This window comes from Nocardia sp. XZ_19_369 (genome assembly GCF_015355715.1).
Lineage (GTDB): Bacteria > Actinomycetota > Actinomycetes > Mycobacteriales > Mycobacteriaceae > Nocardia.
On the sequence record NZ_JACVED010000007.1, the window covers coordinates 519,684 to 535,676 of the forward strand.

Consider the following 15,993-nt stretch of genomic DNA (forward strand, 5'->3'; position numbering starts at 1 on the left):
CGGCCAGAGCGGAAACAGCGCCAAGAAATGCAGTGATCATGATTCTTTCCTTTCCTTCTTCCGCGTAATGCGGATGTACTCAGCTAATCGCTGGCGACACCGCGTGTGTTTCATCACAACTACGCGGAAAAGAAAAGAATCCGATCGGCGCGGTAAAACCACGCGCCGACCGGGGATAATTCAGTCGCGCAGATGCGCGAGTTCGGCGCGAGCCGCTTCGCCCGCTTCGCCGAGATCGGTCCGAGTGAAGACGTTCCACCGCTGCAACAGCGGCTTGAAGACCAACTCGTTCTCCTTCGCCGGGTCGTAGATCCCGGCTACGGCGAGCACCTCGTCGCTGGTGCGGCCGTCGGCCAGCGTCACCGAGGGCACCTTGAAGTCGGCGACCTGGTCGGCGATGGCGCGCATCGCCTGATCGGGCGCCACGTTCAGGCCCGCCTCGACCAGCTCGGCGAACACGACCGCCTGCATTTCGTCGTCGAGCGCGATGCGCTCGGCGATCGCGGTGACCATCGGGCTCTCGCCGAGCGCCGCGGTGTTGCGATGCCGGATGGCGGCGGCGACCTCTTCGAAGGCGCAGGCGGCCAGCACGTCGAGCAGGTGCATGCCCGGGCGGCGGAAGCCGTCGGTCATGTGCTTCATCCGCATCCGCTCCAGCTCGACCGGGTCCACCGCCCGAGTCACCATGAGGAAGTTGCGGATCATGATCTCGTGGCGGTTCTCCTCGGCGGTCCACCGGCCGACCCAGCGCCACCACGCGCCGGTGCGCAGGTACTTGCCGAGCTCCCGGTGGTACGAGGGCAGGTTGTCCGCGATCAGCACGCTGACGGTCAACGCCAGCTTGGCGACCTCGCTGAGCTCGGACTGCTCCGGCGCCCAGTCGGTCCCGTGGAGAAACGCGAAGTTACGGCCGTCGTCCCACGGCACGAAGTCGTGCGGCTGCCATCCGTCGGCGGCGTCGATGTGGCGACGCAGAATGGATTCCACGTCCAGCGCGAGGGATTCGAGCAACTCGCGATCGGTCAAGAGAGTTTGCACCTAGCCAACCTAGCGGTTGAGCCCGAAATACGGGCATTCATTGGATAAGACTGGACGGGCGCCCGGGACCGGCTCAGCCGTCCCGGGCGCCGAACCGACTACCTACTTCGGCGTGACGGTCGTCTTGCCGTCGACCCAGGTGATGGTGCCACCGGAGAAGTCGCTCTCCTTGCCGCCCGCGATGTCCTTCTCGTCGCTGGTGGGGTAGCCGAGCTTGCCCTTGGCGCCGCCGTTGTCTTCCCACGCCTTGCGGATCTCGCCCCAGACGATGTGCGGCTGGCCGTCCTTGGCCTTGTACACGGTGCCGCCGACGAAGTCCTGGTACTTGCCGTCGTCGGGTCCGTCTTCCTGCGCTTCCAGCGGAGCGCCGAGCGGGCCCGTCGGGCCGCCGGTCTGCACGTACTTGTCGAAAATGTGCCCGGAGACGGCGATGTCACCACGCTGCGTCGCGATCTTGGTCTCCTCCGCGGCACCGGAGGTGTGCTCCTCGGTGGTGCCCATCGGGACCGTGGTGGTCATCAGCGCCGAGGCCGCCGACGCTCCCGCCGAGGCCGCGCTGTCGTTCTTGTCGTCGTCGTCATTGCTGCTGCAGCCGGCGATGATCAGGCCGGTGGCGGCGAGCAAGGCAGTGTATCCAGCCGTTCGTCGAGCGAAGTGGTGCATTTCCATCCTCTCGAAAGTGGCTACCGAAAACGTCGCCGACTCGGTGACGCCGCTGGCAGCCTAGGCCGATGTTCAGCAATGACCCGGCGAATCCACCAGGGACACGCCGGGTCATACCGAACAGCTATCGCCGGGATATTACCCGGCAACTGTGCGGGGAAACACACCAACCGACTCAGGCGTTGGGGCCGTACTCCTCCAGCATCTCGGTCACGAGCGCCGCGATCGGCGAGCGCTCACTGCGGGTCAGCGTGATGTGGGCGAACAACGGGTGACCCTTGAGCTTTTCGATCACCGCGGCGACACCGTCGTGCCGGCCGACCCGCAGGTTGTCACGCTGGGCGACGTCGTGGGTGAGCACCACCCGCGAACCGGTGCCGAGCCGGCTGAGCACCGTGAGCAGCACATTGCGTTCCAGCGACTGGGCCTCGTCCACGATCACGAACGAGTCGTGCAGCGACCGGCCGCGAATGTGGGTGAGCGGCAACACCTCCAGCATGTCGCGGGCGAGCACCTCCTCCATCACCTCGCGGCTGGCCAGCCCGTCGAGGGTGTCGAAGACCGCCTGGGCCCACGGGCCCATCTTCTCGCTCTCGCTGCCCGGCAGGTAACCGAGTTCCTGACCACCGACCGCGTAGAGCGGGCGGAAGACAACCACCTTTCGCTGAGTTCGCCGCTCCAGCACCGCCTCCAGGCCCGCGGTCAGCGCGAGCGCGGATTTGCCGGTGCCGGCCCGGCCGCCGAGCGAGACGATGCCGATGCTCTCGTCCAGCAGCAGATCGAGCGCGATGCGCTGCTCGGCGGAGCGGCCGTGCAGGCCGAACGCCTCGCGTTCGCGCACCAGCTGAACCCGCTTGTCCGGGGTGACCCGGCCGAGCGCGCTGGAGCTGCTACCCAGCAACCGGATTCCGGTGTGGCAGGGCAGTTCCCGGGCGTCGTCGATGTCCAGCACGGACTCCGAGTAGAGCTGGTCGATCTGTCCCGAGCTGACGTCGAGCTCCACCATGCCGGACCAGCCGGAGGTGACGACGTCCTGTGCGTGATATTCGTCGGCTTGCAAGCCCACCGCACTCGCTTTGACCCGTAGCGGAATGTCCTTGGACACCAGCACCACCTGACGGCCCTCGGCCGCCAGATTGAGTGCACAGGCCAGGATTCGGGAATCATTGGTGTCGGTGCGGAATCCGACCGGAAGGACCGCGGGATCGGTGTGGTTCAGTTCCACCTGCAGCGTTCCACCCTCGGTGCCGATCGGCACCTGCTGATCCAGCCTGCCGTGCAGCAGGCGCAGATCGTCCAGGTTGCGCAGGGCTTCCCGTGCGAACCAGCCCAATTCGTGGTGATGCCGTTTGCCTTCGAGTTCGCTGATGACCACCAGCGGTAGCACCACATCGTGTTCGCCGAACCGGGTGAACGCCCAGGGATCGGACAACAGGACCGACGTGTCGATGACGAAGGTATTGGCGAGGGAATGCGAGGGGTGTGCACCCTTCGCGGCGGTTCCGCCTTTCGCGGAACGGGATTGCGCCGAGGGAGCGGGAACGGAGCGTGAAGCAGTCACGGTGGGCTCCTCTGTGTCCGCACGGCACCCGCGCGAACGATCTCGCTGGACCGGTCCGTCCTGATGGGACCTGACGTTGCCGTCAGATGCCACGAGGGCCGGGTGCCGGCCCCCTCGTACTGAATAGCTCAGTCACGGTCAGGACCTCCCGTACGAGCCACACCGCCGCGGCCCGCACCATCGACGCTACCGCCGAACTACGCTTCCCCGCTCCCGCACAGGTAGGCGTGTCCGTGAATTTGTCGTTAACCTCACTCGCCGACGCGAACGACCGGGCCGTGGCCGCCGCGCCGAGGCGCCGGTTAGAGTCGCTGGCATGGCCGGTAACGAGGACCTGGAGAAGCTGTCGTCGAAGGAACTGCACGATCGCGCGGTGAAGCTGGCCGTGCGGCACGGGGACGTCAAGTTCCTGTGGCGGTTGCTCACCTCGATCCCGGCCGCCGAGGCCGCCGCGGGCAACCTCGGCGAGAGCGAAGCCGACATCAAGTACGTGCTGCCGATGATCGACGACTACATCCACGCGGGTGACGGGGAGGTCGCCGAGGTGCTGCGGCCGTTCTATCTGGAGTACCTGAACGAGCACAGCTGAGTGTCCGGACAGGTGTGATTTATCCCACCTGAGCTGCGATTACGATGCTCCATCCGGAACGACGTCGATGGCACCGGACGGACAAGCGTGCTCCGCCTCTCGTGTCGCCGCATGCCGAGCGGGCAGCGGCGCGGGGTCGAGCAGCCGCACCTTTCCGTCGTCGGTGTCCTGATCGAAAACCTCGGGTGCGAGCAGCGCGCACATGCCCGCGCCGATACAGCGGTGCCGGTCGATCGTGATCTTCATCGGTGCCCGCCCCCCTACCAGGTGACCGGGAGCCGGTGCACGCCGTAGATGTCCATGTCGTGCCGCAACGGGACCTCTTCGGCCGGGACGGCCAGCCGCAACGTCGGGAAGCGACGCACCAAGGCGGGCAACGCGACTCGCATCTCGACGCGGGCGAGTTGCTGACCGAGGCACTGGTGGATGCCGTGCCCGAAGCCGACGTGTCCGACCGCGTTGCGCCGGATGTCGAAGGTGTCCGGATCGTCGAACTTGGCCGGGTCGCGGTTGGCCGCCTGGGTCGACAGCGCGACCGTCTCCCCCGCCTTGATCAACTGACCGTCCAGCTCGACATCCTCGAGCGCCGTCCGCGACGAGGTGTGCACGATGCTCAGGTAGCGCATGAGCTCCTCGACGGTCTGATCGGCGAGTTCGGGCCGGGCGCGCAGCTCGGCGAGCTGGTCGGGATGCGACAGCAGGGCGAAGGTGCCCAGCGCCAGCATGTTCGCCGTGGTGTCCAGGCCCGCGCCGAGTAGGAGGGTGCCGATACCGGCGAGCTCGTCGTCGGTCAGGTCGGTGTCGGCGAGGTCGCTCAGCAGGTCGTCGGCGGGTTCGGCGCGCTTGGCCAGCACCAAGGTGCGCAGGTACTTCTCGCCGTCGGCGAAGGCCGCCATCCGCTCGTCTACGGACGCGGTCATGTCGTTGGCCACGGCGACCCACTCGCGGAAGGTGTCGCGCTCGATGGGCGGAACGCCGAGCAACTCGCAGATGGTCAGCGCGGGTACGGGGAAGGCGAACGCCTCGATCAAGTCGACCGGCCCGCCGTTGCGGGCCATGGCGTCCAGATGGCCGGCCGTGATCTCCTGGACGCGCTCGGTGAGCATGGCCATCCGGCGCACGGTGAACTTGCCGGACAACAGTTTTCGATAGCGCGTGTGTTCCGGCGAGTCGACACCGAGCAGGTCGCCCGGCGTCGCGGGCGGCATCGGGCCGCCATCGGCCAGCGGGTTGTGCCCGAGTTCGTAGCGCACGCTGAAGCGTGGGTCGGCGAAGACCGTGCGGACGGTCGCGTGCCCGGTGGCGAGCCAGCCTTGATGGCCGTCGGGGAAAGTCATGCGCACCAGCGGGCGCAGTGCGGCCAGTTCCGCGGGCGGGTCGAAGGGGCAACCGGCCGGGCGCGTGGTGGGGAGTTCGACGGATTCGGAGAGTGGTTGATGCACCATGATTCCTACTTCGTTCGAGTTTTGGATATGCCCGAACGCTACGTTGCATTCAATTGTGTTCCAACGATAAAAGCAGGCTATCAAGCCATTTCAGCAGGTAGATTCCAGAACTGAATTGCAATGAATATGCCACTGAATGCACCCAGCTGACCTAGGTATTGCAATGGTCTGCCACTGAGCGCAATAATCGCGGAAGGGTTCGGCGCGACGAACCACTCGATCGCGAGGGAGGCGGCTCATGCCGGGTGGCAGGTTGACCCAGGACGATCGCAGGCAGATCGCCGAGGGCCTCGCGGAAGGTCTCGGGTACGCCGAGATCGCCAGGCAGCTGAACCGGCCTACCTCGACCGTCAGCCGGGAAGTCATCCGCAACGGTGGACCCGGTCGCTACCACCCTGGGCGGGCGCACCGAGCAACCGAGTTACGCGCGCGTCGCCACCGATCGCGCGGTGCGACCGCCGAAAGTGCCCCGGCGGCAGGCGATACGGTGCTCGCCGAATTCGTGACGCAGTTCGTCGCGCAGATCACCAGGACCGGAGTTCCGCGCACCGCGGCGGCCGCGCTGGCCTGCCTCTACACCACCGACAGCGGCAGCCTCACCGCCGCCGAACTGGCGCAACGACTTCGGATCAGCCCGGCCACCATCTCCTCGGCCGTCAACATGCTCGAAACACAGGGGCTCGTGCACCGGGAACGCGATGCCCGCAGCCGCCGGGATCGCTACTTTGTCGACGACAACATCTGGGTCCACGCGACAGTGGTCAGCGCGCAACAGGTATGCGAGTTGGCCGCGGTGACCCGACGCGGCGCCGAGTTACTCGGCAACGACACACCGGCAGGGGTACGCGCGCACAACACCAGTCGATTCCTCGACTTCGTCGGCCACGACATGGTCGAATCCGCCGAGCGTTGGCGAAAACTGCTCCAGCAGCAGCGGACTCAGGACTGAGCCGGCCGGTTCAGTCGCGGGAGAACGCGGCGCGCCACAGCCCGACGGCGGTGCCGCGCAGGAAGTTCTCCCAGCTGAAGTGGTCGTGCCACAGGATGATCCGGCCGTCGCGCAGCTCGAAGGTGCCGGTCACCCAGAACCCGATCTTCAGCGGGCCGAACTGCAGGAAGTCGGTGCGGTCGGTGAGCACGATGTTGCCGTCGGCGGCGATGTGGTGCACGTCCACCTCGAAACCGAACGGGTCCCGATTCAGGTTCCGCAGTATCTTGCGCGCCAGCCCGCCGCCGACATCGGGCAGCGAGGTGTTCTTCCAAACGATGTCCGGGTGCAGCAGTTCCAACGCCTCGTCGACGGCGCCGAGTTCGAGCGCGGAAAGGAACTCCCGCACCGTGGTGATCGCGTCCTGCTGAAGTTCGAGATCCTGGGTCATGGTCCGACGATAGGCCCTGGCCGAGGGCAGTGGGGAGTCCCGGCGGGCCGATTCAGCCGCCCGCTCGGCGGGCGATCAGGACGCCCAAACCGTCCAGCACGCGTTCGATACCGAAGCGCAGGGCGTTGTTCGCACCGCCGGACTCCGGTGGTGCGCCCGCTGCCGCCGCCTCCGCCGTAAAAGCGGCGGCGACGGCCGGGTAGCGATCGCCCGCCACGCTCATCATTTCCGCGAACTGCAGGGTCGGGTCGTCGCCCAGGGGTTGGGTCTGCTGAACCAGGCTGCGGAGGTGGCCGTTGACCAGCACGATGGTGTCGAGCTGCTCCGGACCGGTGAGTCCGGTGTCCGCGAGCGCGACGAGGGCGCTTTCCAGCCAGCCCATTTCATTGGGGCCGAACGGCCGCGCACCGACGGTCAGTTCGATCACCCAGGGATGCGCGCTGTAGCGCTGGTAGAGCGTCTCGGCCCACCAGCGCAGCCCGGCTCGCCAACGCTCGGCGGACGGATCATCTTGCATCGCAGTGATATCCGGCGGTGTGCCCATCGCGGCGTCGAGCATCAGTGCGGTCAGCTGCTCCTTGCCAGGCACGTATCGGTACAGCGACATCTTGGTGAAACCGAGCCGCTCGGCCAGCCGCTGCATGGACAGGTTCGCCAGGCCGTCGGCATCCACGAGGGCGATCGCCTCGGCCACGATCCCGTCCAGCGACAGCGAGGGCTTCGGACCGCGCTTGGGCCGCTGCTGGGTGCCCCACAGCAGCTGCACGGTGGTCGGGGTCGGCATGACCGGATCCTTTCGACGGCAGCTTGACTCGGAAACTGTGTCTACCATACGCTGATCTGCGTCCGACGGAAACAGAATCCTCTGGACACAGATACTTTGGATGGAGCACTCATGCGTAACCAGACCGTTCTCATCTCCGGCGCCAGCGTCGCGGGCCCTGCCCTCGCCTACTGGCTGCACCGCTACGGCTTCGCCGTCACCGTGGTCGAGCGGGCCCGAGGACTGCGGGCGGGCGGTCAAGCCATCGACTTCAAAGGCCGCACCCAGTTGACCGTGCTGGACCGCATGGGCCTGCGCGACGAGCTCGAGCAGCGCAGAACCGGCACCACCGACACCGTCTTCGTCGACGCGAACGGCAACCGGCTCGCCACCATGTCCGGCGACTTCACCGGCGGAGACCTCGAGATCCTGCGCGGCGATCTCGCCGAGATCATGTACAAGCACACTGCCGACCATTGCGAATATCTGTTCGGCGATTCGATCAGCGCGCTCACCGAACTCGCCGACGGCGTGCACGTCGAGTTCGAGCACGGACCCGCGCGCACCTTCGACCTGGTCTTCGGCGCCGACGGCATCCACTCCCGGGTACGCGGACTCGTCTTCGGACCGGAAAAGGACTTCGTCGAATACCTCGGCCACTACTACTGCATCGCGGGCGCGGCCCCGGCCACCGCGGACGCGACCGGACCGCGGGCACGCGCCACCTCCTACGGCCACAACGCGCCGGGCAAACTCGCCATCAGCGGCGGCCCGAAAGCGCAGCAGTTCTACATGTTCGCGTCCCCCGAACTCGACTACTCCCGCGACGACACCGCGGCTCAGCGGCGCATCATCGAGCAGGTCTTCGCCGATGTGCGCTGGGACGTACCGCAGATGCTCAGCGAATTGGCCGACTTCGACGACATCTACCTCGATTCGCTCAGCCGGATGCGGTTGACGGGCGGCTACACCAAGGGGCGGGTCGCGCTGGTCGGCGACTCGGCCTACGGAAACACGTTGGCGGGGTTCGGCTCCGGGCTCGCGCTCATCGGCGCGTACGTCATCGCCGGCGAACTCGCCGTGGCCGACGGCGATCACACGGTGGCCTTCGCCCGCTACGACGAGATCATGCGGAGCTACGCCAAGATCGCCGACAACAACAACACGGGAAAGTTCCTCGCGCCGAAGACGGCCCTCGGTATCCGGGTGCGCAACTGGTTCCTCGGATCGTGGTTGTTCACCCTCATGGCGAAGTACGCCGACAAGGCTGCTAATGACATCGACCTCCAGGACTACCCGGCCATGGCGCGGGAACGCGAGATCAACTGAAAGCGTTGGCCGCAGCGAGTTTTCGATCTTTCACGAGGAATCGAGGCCGACCGGTATGCGCGGACGATGCGCCGATCCGGTCGCACCGGAGAATCCGCTGTGTTTCGATGGAACCGAAGCGGGGCGGGGCGCGTCTATAGGGTCAGAGGCACTCATGAAAGGGGACGGTGATGGCGGTGGACAGCCCGTTTCCCGGGTACATCGAGGATGCGAAGGCCGGGGCGTTGACCGTGCGGATGGATCCGCAGGGATTCGTCGATATCGACAAGGCGTGCGAAGAGCTGATCAATCAGCTCACCGGCATCCGGGCCGACGCGCGTGACCTCGGCGAGAAAACCTCCTGGGGACTCGGCGAGAGCAATCCGCGGCTGTCGTCGGCCGTCGAACTCGTACAACTGTTCCGCGAGAAGGCATTCGGTGGACCGAACAACGCCTACGACACCCTCAGCGACTACGTCACGGTCGCGGAGGAGATCAGGGCGATGTTCAAGACCATCTGCGAGACCTACCAGCGCACCGATGCCGAATTCGCGGCAAAGTTGCTGGAGATCAGCGCATGAGCCTTGTCCAGCACGGGAGCCGTTCGCCAGGAATCGGTTTCGCAGCTGCGGCACTCCTCGCGGCTCTGCTGACGGGATGCGGCACCGAGGCGAAGACGTCCGGCACACCGACCACGTCGACGGCGACCGCGCCATCCGCCACCAAGGCAACGGGATCCGATCCACAAGCCGCCTTCGATCCGTGTGCAGCACTCACACCGCAATTCCTCGGTACGCACCAATGGGACGCGTTGCCGCCCTCGCCGAAGCAGAACACCGCGGGCGGTATCAGCTGGAAGGGCTGCCGCTACGTCGCCAAGGCCGGCTACGGCTTCACCGTCGAGACCACCAATGGAACCCTCGATCAAGTACGCCAGAAGTTCCCTGCGGCCGTGGACATCTCGATCAGTGGCCGTAAGGCGCTGCGCTATGAAGCCAGGCCGGACGTCCCCGGTGGATGCTCGATCAACGTCGAGACGAAGAGCGGCTCGCTGTATCTGCTCGTAGACGACCCGACCGGCAAGCATCCACGCAAACTGTCGCCCTGCGACACCGCCACCGAAATCGCCCAAGCAGTCGCACCACTGCTGCCCGCGGGCAGCTGAACAACCCCACGGGGGAGCGATCATGAGACAGACCGATGGCCGCGCGATCACCAATCCCGAGAACGCGCAGAGCTTTACGCACGCCGAGATCAAGCAGGCGGCCGACGAGATGAACCCGGCCGGGCTCGGCAGCGCGTTCGACGCCTGGTCGAAGATCGCGGCGGCGGTGACGAACGCGGGTCATCAATTCGAGACGGCCATCAAGCAGGCGGTCGAACAGCATTGGGAGGGTGCGGCGGCCGACAGTGCGGTGCGTGGCATCCGGGACTACGCGACCAGGGTCGGGGAGTTCGGCGAGACGCTGAACGCGCAGAGCACGCCCCTGTCGCAGGCGGCGAGCGCGGCCGCGAAGTTCAAGATGTCGGTGCCCGACGTGGTGGACACCTCGACCAATCCCCGCGGAGCCGAGCTGCGAAACTCGAGCGAAGAGCAAGCCCGCGACGAGATGACCTCCCAGTACATCCAGCCGTACGGGACCACCGCCCCCGCCATTCCGACACTGCCGCCGCCGATCAACCCGATCGCCATACCGACGCCCGGCGGTGACAGCAGTATCGACCCCGGGACCACCCCCGGCACGAGCACGAGTCCCGCCGACAACGGCTCGGGCACCGGGGATTCCGCCAAGCAGACCGCGGCAGCGACAACCGACAACCCGACGGAAGCCGGTACACCCGAAATCGAGACAACCTCGGAAGAGACCACTCCGCAGGCGGTTTCGCAGGAGCAGGGCAACAACGGGGCGCCGACCACCCCTGCCGCCACAACGACGGCCGCGACCACGAACTCCCCGATCGCCACCCCGGCCAGCACGGCAAGCCCGATCAGTTCGGCGTTCCCCACCAGCACGCTCCCATCCACCCCGGCGACGGTCGCGGCCGCCGCGGCCAACGGAACTCCGAGCCGGACGGGCACACCCAGTACCTCCGGCAACCCCAGCACCTCCGCGAGCCCGAGCACTGCCGCGAGCCCGCGCAGCGAAGCCCAACCCGGCACCTCACGCCCCGCGCCGCCCGCCACCACCACCGGCGCCGCCGGACCACAGCCCGCCGCCACCCCCGGCCGACCGGGCACCCCGGGTGTAGCCGGCTATCCCGGCATGTTTCCGCACGGAGCCCGCAGCCGCGGCGAGGACGACGACGAACACAAGTCCCCCGGCTACCTGCGCACCGCCGAGCACGCCAAAGAACTACTGGGCGAAAGGGAGAAGACTGTGCCGCCGGTGATCGGCGAGAAATGACGGCGCAGTGGTCGCTGTCCGCCGAGCAGTTCGCGGCGGCCTGGTTCGGTACCGGACTCGACCGCTTACCTTTTCCCTTCCGCTTCACCAGCCGCTTCCCCTGCCTACGCGAATACCAGACCTACCAGCAAGAATTCCGGGACGAGCTGGCCCGCCCGGAACGCCTCCCGCTCTCGCGTGCCATCACAGTGCTCGCCCGACCCGATTGGCGCATCGAGCTTTTCGGCTACGACAACACCCGCGACGGCATCGAACTGCGCGCGATCGGCTGTGCCACCCGCGGCGGAGCTGGCGTAATCGCGCAGCAGACCCCCGCCCCCACCGGCGGCCGGGTCCAGTTGCGCCGCTGCCGAACCGAGCAGCTCGCGACCGAGCTGGTGCGCCTGCTACCGAACACCGGTGCGGGCACCACCGGCGAAAAGTCGTTCCTGCTGGACGATCTCACCGATGAACGCCCCGACCTCTTCGGCAACGCCGAGGCCAGTGAGGTGAAGGAACGCTACCGCCGCTTCTGGCGCCAGCCCTGTGCCACCCGAGGCGCCGCGACGGTCCTGCTCGGCCCACGCAACGCCGAACCGCTACGCACCGGCCGCCTCCGCTGGATCGATGCCGCCGACGGCCGGTACTACGAGGTCCCGGCCAACCGCGCCTTGATGATCCGCCCCGGCACCAGCGCCGACATCATCCGATATCTGGACGAGGCGATTGTCCGCGCCAGAGCCAGAATGGAATCGGCCTGAATGCGGCCGCCGCCAAGCGCATCGGAATGCCGGCGGGCCGACGCCGCTCGTCCGGTCAGCTGTTGCCGCGAATCGAGGCGGTGAGCAGCTGTGCTTCGTACTGGTGACCGACGGCGTTGGCGTGCAACGGTTGTGCGGGCGAGCTCGGGAATATGCCTTCGACCCAACGGATGTCTTCCGGCGCACAGGCGTCATGGCCGACGCTCGCCGGGTAGACGTCGACGAAGATTGCGTCATGGGTGGCGGCCCGTGCGGCCAGTACCGCGTTGACGGCTTCGATGCCGACGAAGATTTGGTCGGCTTGCGCGGGGAGCAAGGGCACCGCGGGGAAGCAGCCGCCCGCGCGGATCCGCTGAATCTTGCCCATCACGAAGATCTCGGCCCGCGGTGCGCGACCGCGGATATCGTTCAGCAGTGCGGATATTTTCGGCGCGAGGGCGGTGGCGGTCCAGCCGTCGTCGGCGTAGTCGTTGATGCCGAAATCGACCGACACGATCGTCGCGTCCTCGGTCACCGCGTCGATCTGTGGACTGTTCGAGCCGCCGAACGGAACAGGCTGTGCCACATACATGTTCGCGATTTTCGCGCCAGAGCACGCCGGGTCACGCAACGTCAGCCCGAGCGCGCCGGCGGCCAGGTGCGCATAGTTGTGGTCGGAACGAAAGCAGCCGAGCGGGTCGAGCTGAACGGCGATGAAAGGCCCCGCCGCGCTGGACTCCCCGACGGACACATAAACGCCGGACGATTCCCCGGCCGCGGTAGGTGCAGCACCCACAGCCAGCACCGTCAGCACGCAGACCACCCGGTACACCCGCCTGCCGACCACCAGGTTGCCTCCGCGTCGAGTCGAGTCACCTACCTGAGCAACCGCACAACTTCAGACTGCGCTGCCAACCCTGCGACGAGGGGTGATCTGCGCAAACCCTAGCGGGACCGCTCGCCGCTGCTCCGCGACGACACGCAGCCGAACGATTTCGACGCGGCACGTGCAGAGACGTCTCCAGGTGTACGCGCCTGCAGAGGGCTCAGGCTCGTACCTCCGGCGGATATGACCGGAAGTACGAGCCTGTGCTGCATTGATTCGCGGCGACTCAGCCGAGCAGGCGCCAGTCCTCCAGCCCGTCGTACAGCGGGACGCTCTGCGCCAGCTTGGTCACCCGGCCGCGCAGCGTCTCCACATCGGAGGTACCCGCGAGCGCGGTGCCGATGATGTCGGCGACCTCGGTGAACTCGGTGTCACCGAAACCACGGGTGGCCAGTGCGGCGGTGCCGATGCGCAGACCGGAGGTGACCATCGGCGGGCGCGGGTCGAACGGAACGGCGTTGCGGTTCACCGTGATGCCGATTTCGTGCAGCAGATCCTCGCCCTGCTGGCCGTCGAGCTCGGAGTTGCGCAGGTCGACGAGCACGAGGTGCACGTCGGTGCCGCCGGTGAGCACGCTGACGCCCTTGTTCTTGACGTCGTCGGCGGTGAGCCGCTCCGCCAGGATCTTGGCACCGGACAGGGTGCGCTCCTGGCGCTCCTTGAACTCACTACCCGCGGCGATCTTGAAGGCGACGGCCTTGGCGGCGATGGCGTGCATGAGCGGGCCGCCCTGCTGGCCGGGGAAGACCGCGCTGTTCAGCTTCTTGGCGAATTCCTGCTTGGCCAGGATCACGCCGGAGCGCGGACCGCCGAGGGTCTTGTGCACGGTGGAGGACACCACGTCGGCGTGCGGCACCGGCGAGGGATGCAGGCCGGCCGCGACCAGACCGGCGAAGTGCGCCATGTCCACCCACAGGTAGGCACCCACCTCGTCGGCGATCGAGCGGAACGCGGCGAAGTCCTGCTGGCGCGGGTAGGCCGACCAGCCTGCCACGATCACCTTCGGCCGGGCGTCGAGCGCGGTCTTGCGCACCTCGTCCATGTCGATGCGGTGGTCTTCTTTGCTGACGCCGTAGAAGTGCGTCTCGTACAGCTTGCCGGAGAAGTTCAGCCGCATGCCGTGGGTCAGGTGCCCGCCGTGCGCGAGGTCGAGGCCGAGCAGCCGGTCGCCGGGGTTCATCAGCGCCATCAGCACCGCGGCGTTCGCCTGCGCGCCGGAATGCGGCTGCACATTGGCGAATTCGGCGCCGAAGAGTTCCTTGACGCGGTCGCGGGCGAGGGTTTCGACGACGTCGACGTGCTCGCAACCGCCGTAGTAGCGCCGGCCGGGGTAACCCTCGGCGTACTTGTTGGTGAGCACGCTGCCCTGCGCCTGCAGCACCGCGCGCGGCACGAAGTTCTCCGAGGCGATCATCTCGAGCGTGTCTCGTTCGCGGGCGAGCTCACCCGCCATCGCGGCGGCGAGCTCCGGATCGAGCTCACCGAGAGACTGAGTATTGACCGAGGCCGTCGTCTGCGTCACGGCCTCAGTCTATTGGCCGCCGCTGTGCTGTTCGGCACGGGGTTCGCCCGATGTCGCGACCGCGCCATCGCCTTCGGCCGGGGCAGGGAGGTAGTGGTCGAGCAGAACGGAGAGGTGCTTTTGCGCGTCGATCAGCGGCTGGGTCGACTTCACCGCGCGCGACTGCACGATGGCGCCCTCCAGCGCGCTGATCACGAAACTGGCGAAGGACTTCGCTTCCGCGGCGGGCATGCCTGCGGTGGCGAACCCTGCCCCGAGTGTGTCGTGCCAGTCGGCGAATGCCGCACCGGCCGCGGCTTGGATGTCGGGCTCGGATTCGGCGAGCGCCGCGCCGACGATCGGGCAGCCGGTGCGGTACGCGCTGGTCTGCAACGTGGTGACCCACCAGCCGATCAGCGCCTCCAGCCACCGATCGGGCGTCCGGGACGCGGTGATCTTCTCGATCACGGCCGTGAGGCGAGCACCGGCGATGGTGGTCGCGGTGGCGACCAGCTCGCTCTTTCCGGACGGAAAGTGCTGGTAGAGCGAGTTGCGTGAGGCCTTGCTGCGGTCGAGCAGCGCGGTCAGGCCCGCCGCGTGCACGCCCTGTACGCGCACCAGTTCGATGGCGCTCTCGATCAGCCGCGCGCGTGGGCCGGTCATGCCAGCTCCCTCCGGTACCTGCTTGCGTGAACCGATCGGTTCATGCTCCAATCATGACAGATGTGGACCGATCGGTTCACCGAAAGGACGAATCAATGTCGGAAACCACGCTTGATCTGGCGCAACTGTCCGGCCTGGAGCTGCTCCGGACCGCCATGACCATGGCGGGTCGCCCACCGTTCATCGGCGACCTGCTCGGCATGGAGGTGGACCTGCTCGAGCAGGGCAAGGTGGTGTTCGCGCTGCGGACCCGGCCCGACTTCGCCAACCCGCTCGGCACCACGCACGGCGGCATCTGCGCCACCCTGCTGGACTCGGTGATGGGCTGCGCGGTGCACTCGACGCTCGAGGCAGGCGTCGGCTACACCACGCTGGAACTGAAGATCAACTACATCCGCGCCGTGCCCACCGACGGCCAGCGGCTCACCGCCACCGGCACCACCATCCACGTCGGCCGCACCACCGCGACCGCGGAGGGCCGGGTCGTCGACGAGCAGGGCCGCCTGGTCGCGCACGCCACCACCACCTGCGTCATCTTCCGTGGAAACCGTTGAGACACAAGGAGTACCGCCATGCGTGAACGCAGCACCAGCGCCGCCGTCCGCAAGTTCCGGCGCGAACGCCTCGTCGGCCGCTATCTGGCGAACCCCGCCGTCGGCCTGCTCGATCGTCTCGGCATCCGCTCGGCACTGCTCGCTGAATTGGAGACCACCGGCGCGAAAACCGGTCAGCCGCGCCGCGTTCCGGTCACCGTCTCGATAGACGAGCAGGGCGCCTGGCTCATCTCACAGCACGGCCGCCGCTCCGGCTGGGCCCGCAATATCGTCGCGGATCCGAAAGTCCGCCTGCGCCAAGGCAAACGCTGGTACACCGGCACCGCCGCCTTCGTCCCTGACGACGACGTGGTGGCCCGCGCCCGCAGTTTCGCCAAGGGCCGGGTGCCCGAGTCCGCCGCGGAATGGACCATGAAAGCGCTGGAAAGCGACCCGATTTCGGTGCGCATCACCTTTGCTGACGCCTGAAGCAGCAGCGCGGTCGCACCGTCGACAGCGCTTCTCCCAGCACCGGATTTC

Annotated in this window: 18 protein-coding genes and 1 pseudogene; 9 read left to right on the forward strand and 10 right to left on the reverse strand. The window is 67.1% G+C overall.

Going from position 1 to position 15,993, the window contains the following annotated elements; all coding sequences use genetic code 11:
* Window positions 1-180 precede the first annotated feature (180 nt).
* The 3 genes from IBX18_RS27630 to IBX18_RS27640 form a co-directional block, all read right to left on the reverse strand.
* Complete coding sequence (locus IBX18_RS27630; RefSeq protein WP_306796446.1) at window positions 181-1,038, reverse strand: acyl-ACP desaturase; 858 nt, start codon at window positions 1,036-1,038, stop codon at window positions 181-183.
* A gap of 102 nt (window positions 1,039-1,140) precedes the next feature.
* Window positions 1,141-1,662, reverse strand: a complete 522-nt coding sequence (locus IBX18_RS27635; RefSeq protein WP_228541803.1) for an LGFP repeat-containing protein — start codon at window positions 1,660-1,662, stop codon at window positions 1,141-1,143.
* Window positions 1,663-1,876: 214 nt separating this feature from the next.
* Window positions 1,877-3,262: a PhoH family protein gene (locus IBX18_RS27640; protein ID WP_147133975.1), complete on the reverse strand. Its 1,386-nt coding sequence runs from the start codon at window positions 3,260-3,262 to the stop codon at window positions 1,877-1,879.
* 316 nt (window positions 3,263-3,578) lie between these two features.
* Between IBX18_RS27640 and IBX18_RS27645 the strand changes: the two genes are divergently transcribed.
* Window positions 3,579-3,851, forward strand: coding sequence for a hypothetical protein (locus IBX18_RS27645; protein WP_107659177.1), 273 nt, complete (start codon window positions 3,579-3,581; stop codon window positions 3,849-3,851).
* A gap of 39 nt (window positions 3,852-3,890) precedes the next feature.
* Here IBX18_RS27645 and IBX18_RS27650 read toward each other — a convergent pair whose 3' ends face one another.
* Window positions 3,891-4,097, reverse strand: a complete 207-nt coding sequence (locus IBX18_RS27650; RefSeq protein WP_194836395.1) for a ferredoxin — start codon at window positions 4,095-4,097, stop codon at window positions 3,891-3,893.
* A gap of 14 nt (window positions 4,098-4,111) precedes the next feature.
* The gene (locus IBX18_RS27655; protein ID WP_194836396.1) at window positions 4,112-5,296 is read right to left on the reverse strand and encodes a cytochrome P450; all 1,185 of its coding nucleotides are present in this window, start codon (window positions 5,294-5,296) and stop codon (window positions 4,112-4,114) included.
* 238 nt (window positions 5,297-5,534) lie between these two features.
* Between IBX18_RS27655 and IBX18_RS27660 the strand changes: the two genes are divergently transcribed.
* The gene (locus IBX18_RS27660; protein ID WP_194836397.1) at window positions 5,535-6,245 is read left to right on the forward strand and encodes a helix-turn-helix domain-containing protein; all 711 of its coding nucleotides are present in this window, start codon (window positions 5,535-5,537) and stop codon (window positions 6,243-6,245) included.
* A gap of 10 nt (window positions 6,246-6,255) precedes the next feature.
* On the opposite strand, the gene IBX18_RS27665 is transcribed toward IBX18_RS27660, so the two are convergent.
* Together IBX18_RS27665 and IBX18_RS27670 are read right to left on the reverse strand one after the other, a co-directional pair.
* The gene (locus IBX18_RS27665; RefSeq protein ID WP_194836398.1) at window positions 6,256-6,675 is read right to left on the reverse strand and encodes a limonene-1,2-epoxide hydrolase family protein; all 420 of its coding nucleotides are present in this window, start codon (window positions 6,673-6,675) and stop codon (window positions 6,256-6,258) included.
* A gap of 52 nt (window positions 6,676-6,727) precedes the next feature.
* Window positions 6,728-7,459, reverse strand: coding sequence for a TetR/AcrR family transcriptional regulator (locus tag IBX18_RS27670; RefSeq protein ID WP_194836399.1), 732 nt, complete (start codon window positions 7,457-7,459; stop codon window positions 6,728-6,730).
* A gap of 111 nt (window positions 7,460-7,570) precedes the next feature.
* Between IBX18_RS27670 and IBX18_RS27675 the strand changes: the two genes are divergently transcribed.
* The 5 genes from IBX18_RS27675 to IBX18_RS27695 all read left to right on the forward strand — a co-directional run bounded on the left by IBX18_RS27675 (window position 7,571) and on the right by IBX18_RS27695 (window position 11,891).
* Window positions 7,571-8,767, forward strand: a complete 1,197-nt coding sequence (locus IBX18_RS27675) for an FAD-dependent monooxygenase (RefSeq protein WP_194836400.1) — start codon at window positions 7,571-7,573, stop codon at window positions 8,765-8,767.
* A 170-nt stretch (window positions 8,768-8,937) separates the two neighbouring features.
* Window positions 8,938-9,327 carry a hypothetical protein gene (locus IBX18_RS27680; protein WP_194836401.1) on the forward strand — a complete coding sequence of 130 codons (390 nt, stop codon included), beginning with the start codon at window positions 8,938-8,940 and terminating at the stop codon, window positions 9,325-9,327.
* Window positions 9,324-9,911: a DUF3558 domain-containing protein gene (locus IBX18_RS27685; RefSeq protein ID WP_194836402.1), complete on the forward strand. Its 588-nt coding sequence runs from the start codon at window positions 9,324-9,326 to the stop codon at window positions 9,909-9,911. The genes IBX18_RS27680 and IBX18_RS27685 overlap by 4 nt, the downstream gene beginning before the upstream one ends.
* A 22-nt stretch (window positions 9,912-9,933) precedes the next feature.
* Window positions 9,934-11,151, forward strand: a complete 1,218-nt coding sequence (locus IBX18_RS27690) for a hypothetical protein (RefSeq protein ID WP_194836403.1) — start codon at window positions 9,934-9,936, stop codon at window positions 11,149-11,151.
* A complete protein-coding gene (locus IBX18_RS27695; RefSeq protein ID WP_194836404.1) occupies window positions 11,148-11,891 on the forward strand; it encodes an ESX secretion-associated protein EspG in 744 nt (247 codons plus the stop codon). Before IBX18_RS27690 ends, IBX18_RS27695 begins: the two co-directional genes overlap by 4 nt.
* 55 nt (window positions 11,892-11,946) lie before the next feature.
* Here the strand turns inward: IBX18_RS27695 and IBX18_RS27700 are convergent.
* The 3 genes and pseudogenes from IBX18_RS27700 to IBX18_RS27710 form a co-directional block, all read right to left on the reverse strand.
* A pseudogene (locus tag IBX18_RS27700) lies at window positions 11,947-12,738 on the reverse strand (SGNH/GDSL hydrolase family protein); the annotation flags it as partial.
* 244 nt (window positions 12,739-12,982) lie between these two features.
* A complete protein-coding gene (glyA, locus tag IBX18_RS27705; RefSeq protein WP_147133938.1) occupies window positions 12,983-14,278 on the reverse strand; it encodes a serine hydroxymethyltransferase in 1,296 nt (431 codons plus the stop codon).
* A gap of 9 nt (window positions 14,279-14,287) precedes the next feature.
* Window positions 14,288-14,920, reverse strand: coding sequence for a TetR/AcrR family transcriptional regulator (locus IBX18_RS27710; protein ID WP_194836406.1), 633 nt, complete (start codon window positions 14,918-14,920; stop codon window positions 14,288-14,290).
* A gap of 95 nt (window positions 14,921-15,015) precedes the next feature.
* Here IBX18_RS27710 and IBX18_RS27715 point away from each other — a divergent pair, with 95 nt between their 5' ends.
* Both IBX18_RS27715 and IBX18_RS27720 read left to right on the forward strand, forming a co-directional pair.
* Window positions 15,016-15,474, forward strand: coding sequence for a PaaI family thioesterase (locus IBX18_RS27715; protein WP_194836407.1), 459 nt, complete (start codon window positions 15,016-15,018; stop codon window positions 15,472-15,474).
* An 18-nt stretch (window positions 15,475-15,492) separates the two neighbouring features.
* On the forward strand, window positions 15,493-15,942 hold the full coding sequence (locus IBX18_RS27720) for a nitroreductase family deazaflavin-dependent oxidoreductase (protein ID WP_135233228.1): 450 nt from the start codon (window positions 15,493-15,495) through the stop codon (window positions 15,940-15,942).
* Window positions 15,943-15,993: the final 51 nt, after the last annotated feature.

Bases quoted from the DNA above. Each gene is read 5' to 3' on its own strand.
- IBX18_RS27645 (WP_107659177.1), top strand. From the start codon at position 3,579: ATGGCCGGTAACGAGGACCTGGAGAAGCTGTCGTCGAAGGAACTGCAC.
- IBX18_RS27650 (WP_194836395.1), bottom strand. From the start codon at position 4,097: ATGAAGATCACGATCGACCGGCACCGCTGTATCGGCGCGGGCATGTGC.
- IBX18_RS27655 (WP_194836396.1), bottom strand. From the start codon at position 5,296: ATGGTGCATCAACCACTCTCCGAATCCGTCGAACTCCCCACCACGCGC.
- IBX18_RS27660 (WP_194836397.1), top strand. From the start codon at position 5,535: ATGCCGGGTGGCAGGTTGACCCAGGACGATCGCAGGCAGATCGCCGAG.
- IBX18_RS27665 (WP_194836398.1), bottom strand. From the start codon at position 6,675: ATGACCCAGGATCTCGAACTTCAGCAGGACGCGATCACCACGGTGCGG.
- IBX18_RS27670 (WP_194836399.1), bottom strand. From the start codon at position 7,459: ATGCCGACCCCGACCACCGTGCAGCTGCTGTGGGGCACCCAGCAGCGG.
- IBX18_RS27675 (WP_194836400.1), top strand. From the start codon at position 7,571: ATGCGTAACCAGACCGTTCTCATCTCCGGCGCCAGCGTCGCGGGCCCT.
- IBX18_RS27680 (WP_194836401.1), top strand. From the start codon at position 8,938: ATGGCGGTGGACAGCCCGTTTCCCGGGTACATCGAGGATGCGAAGGCC.
- IBX18_RS27685 (WP_194836402.1), top strand. From the start codon at position 9,324: ATGAGCCTTGTCCAGCACGGGAGCCGTTCGCCAGGAATCGGTTTCGCA.
- IBX18_RS27690 (WP_194836403.1), top strand. From the start codon at position 9,934: ATGAGACAGACCGATGGCCGCGCGATCACCAATCCCGAGAACGCGCAG.
- IBX18_RS27695 (WP_194836404.1), top strand. From the start codon at position 11,148: ATGACGGCGCAGTGGTCGCTGTCCGCCGAGCAGTTCGCGGCGGCCTGG.
- IBX18_RS27710 (WP_194836406.1), bottom strand. From the start codon at position 14,920: ATGACCGGCCCACGCGCGCGGCTGATCGAGAGCGCCATCGAACTGGTG.
- IBX18_RS27715 (WP_194836407.1), top strand. From the start codon at position 15,016: ATGTCGGAAACCACGCTTGATCTGGCGCAACTGTCCGGCCTGGAGCTG.
- IBX18_RS27720 (WP_135233228.1), top strand. From the start codon at position 15,493: ATGCGTGAACGCAGCACCAGCGCCGCCGTCCGCAAGTTCCGGCGCGAA.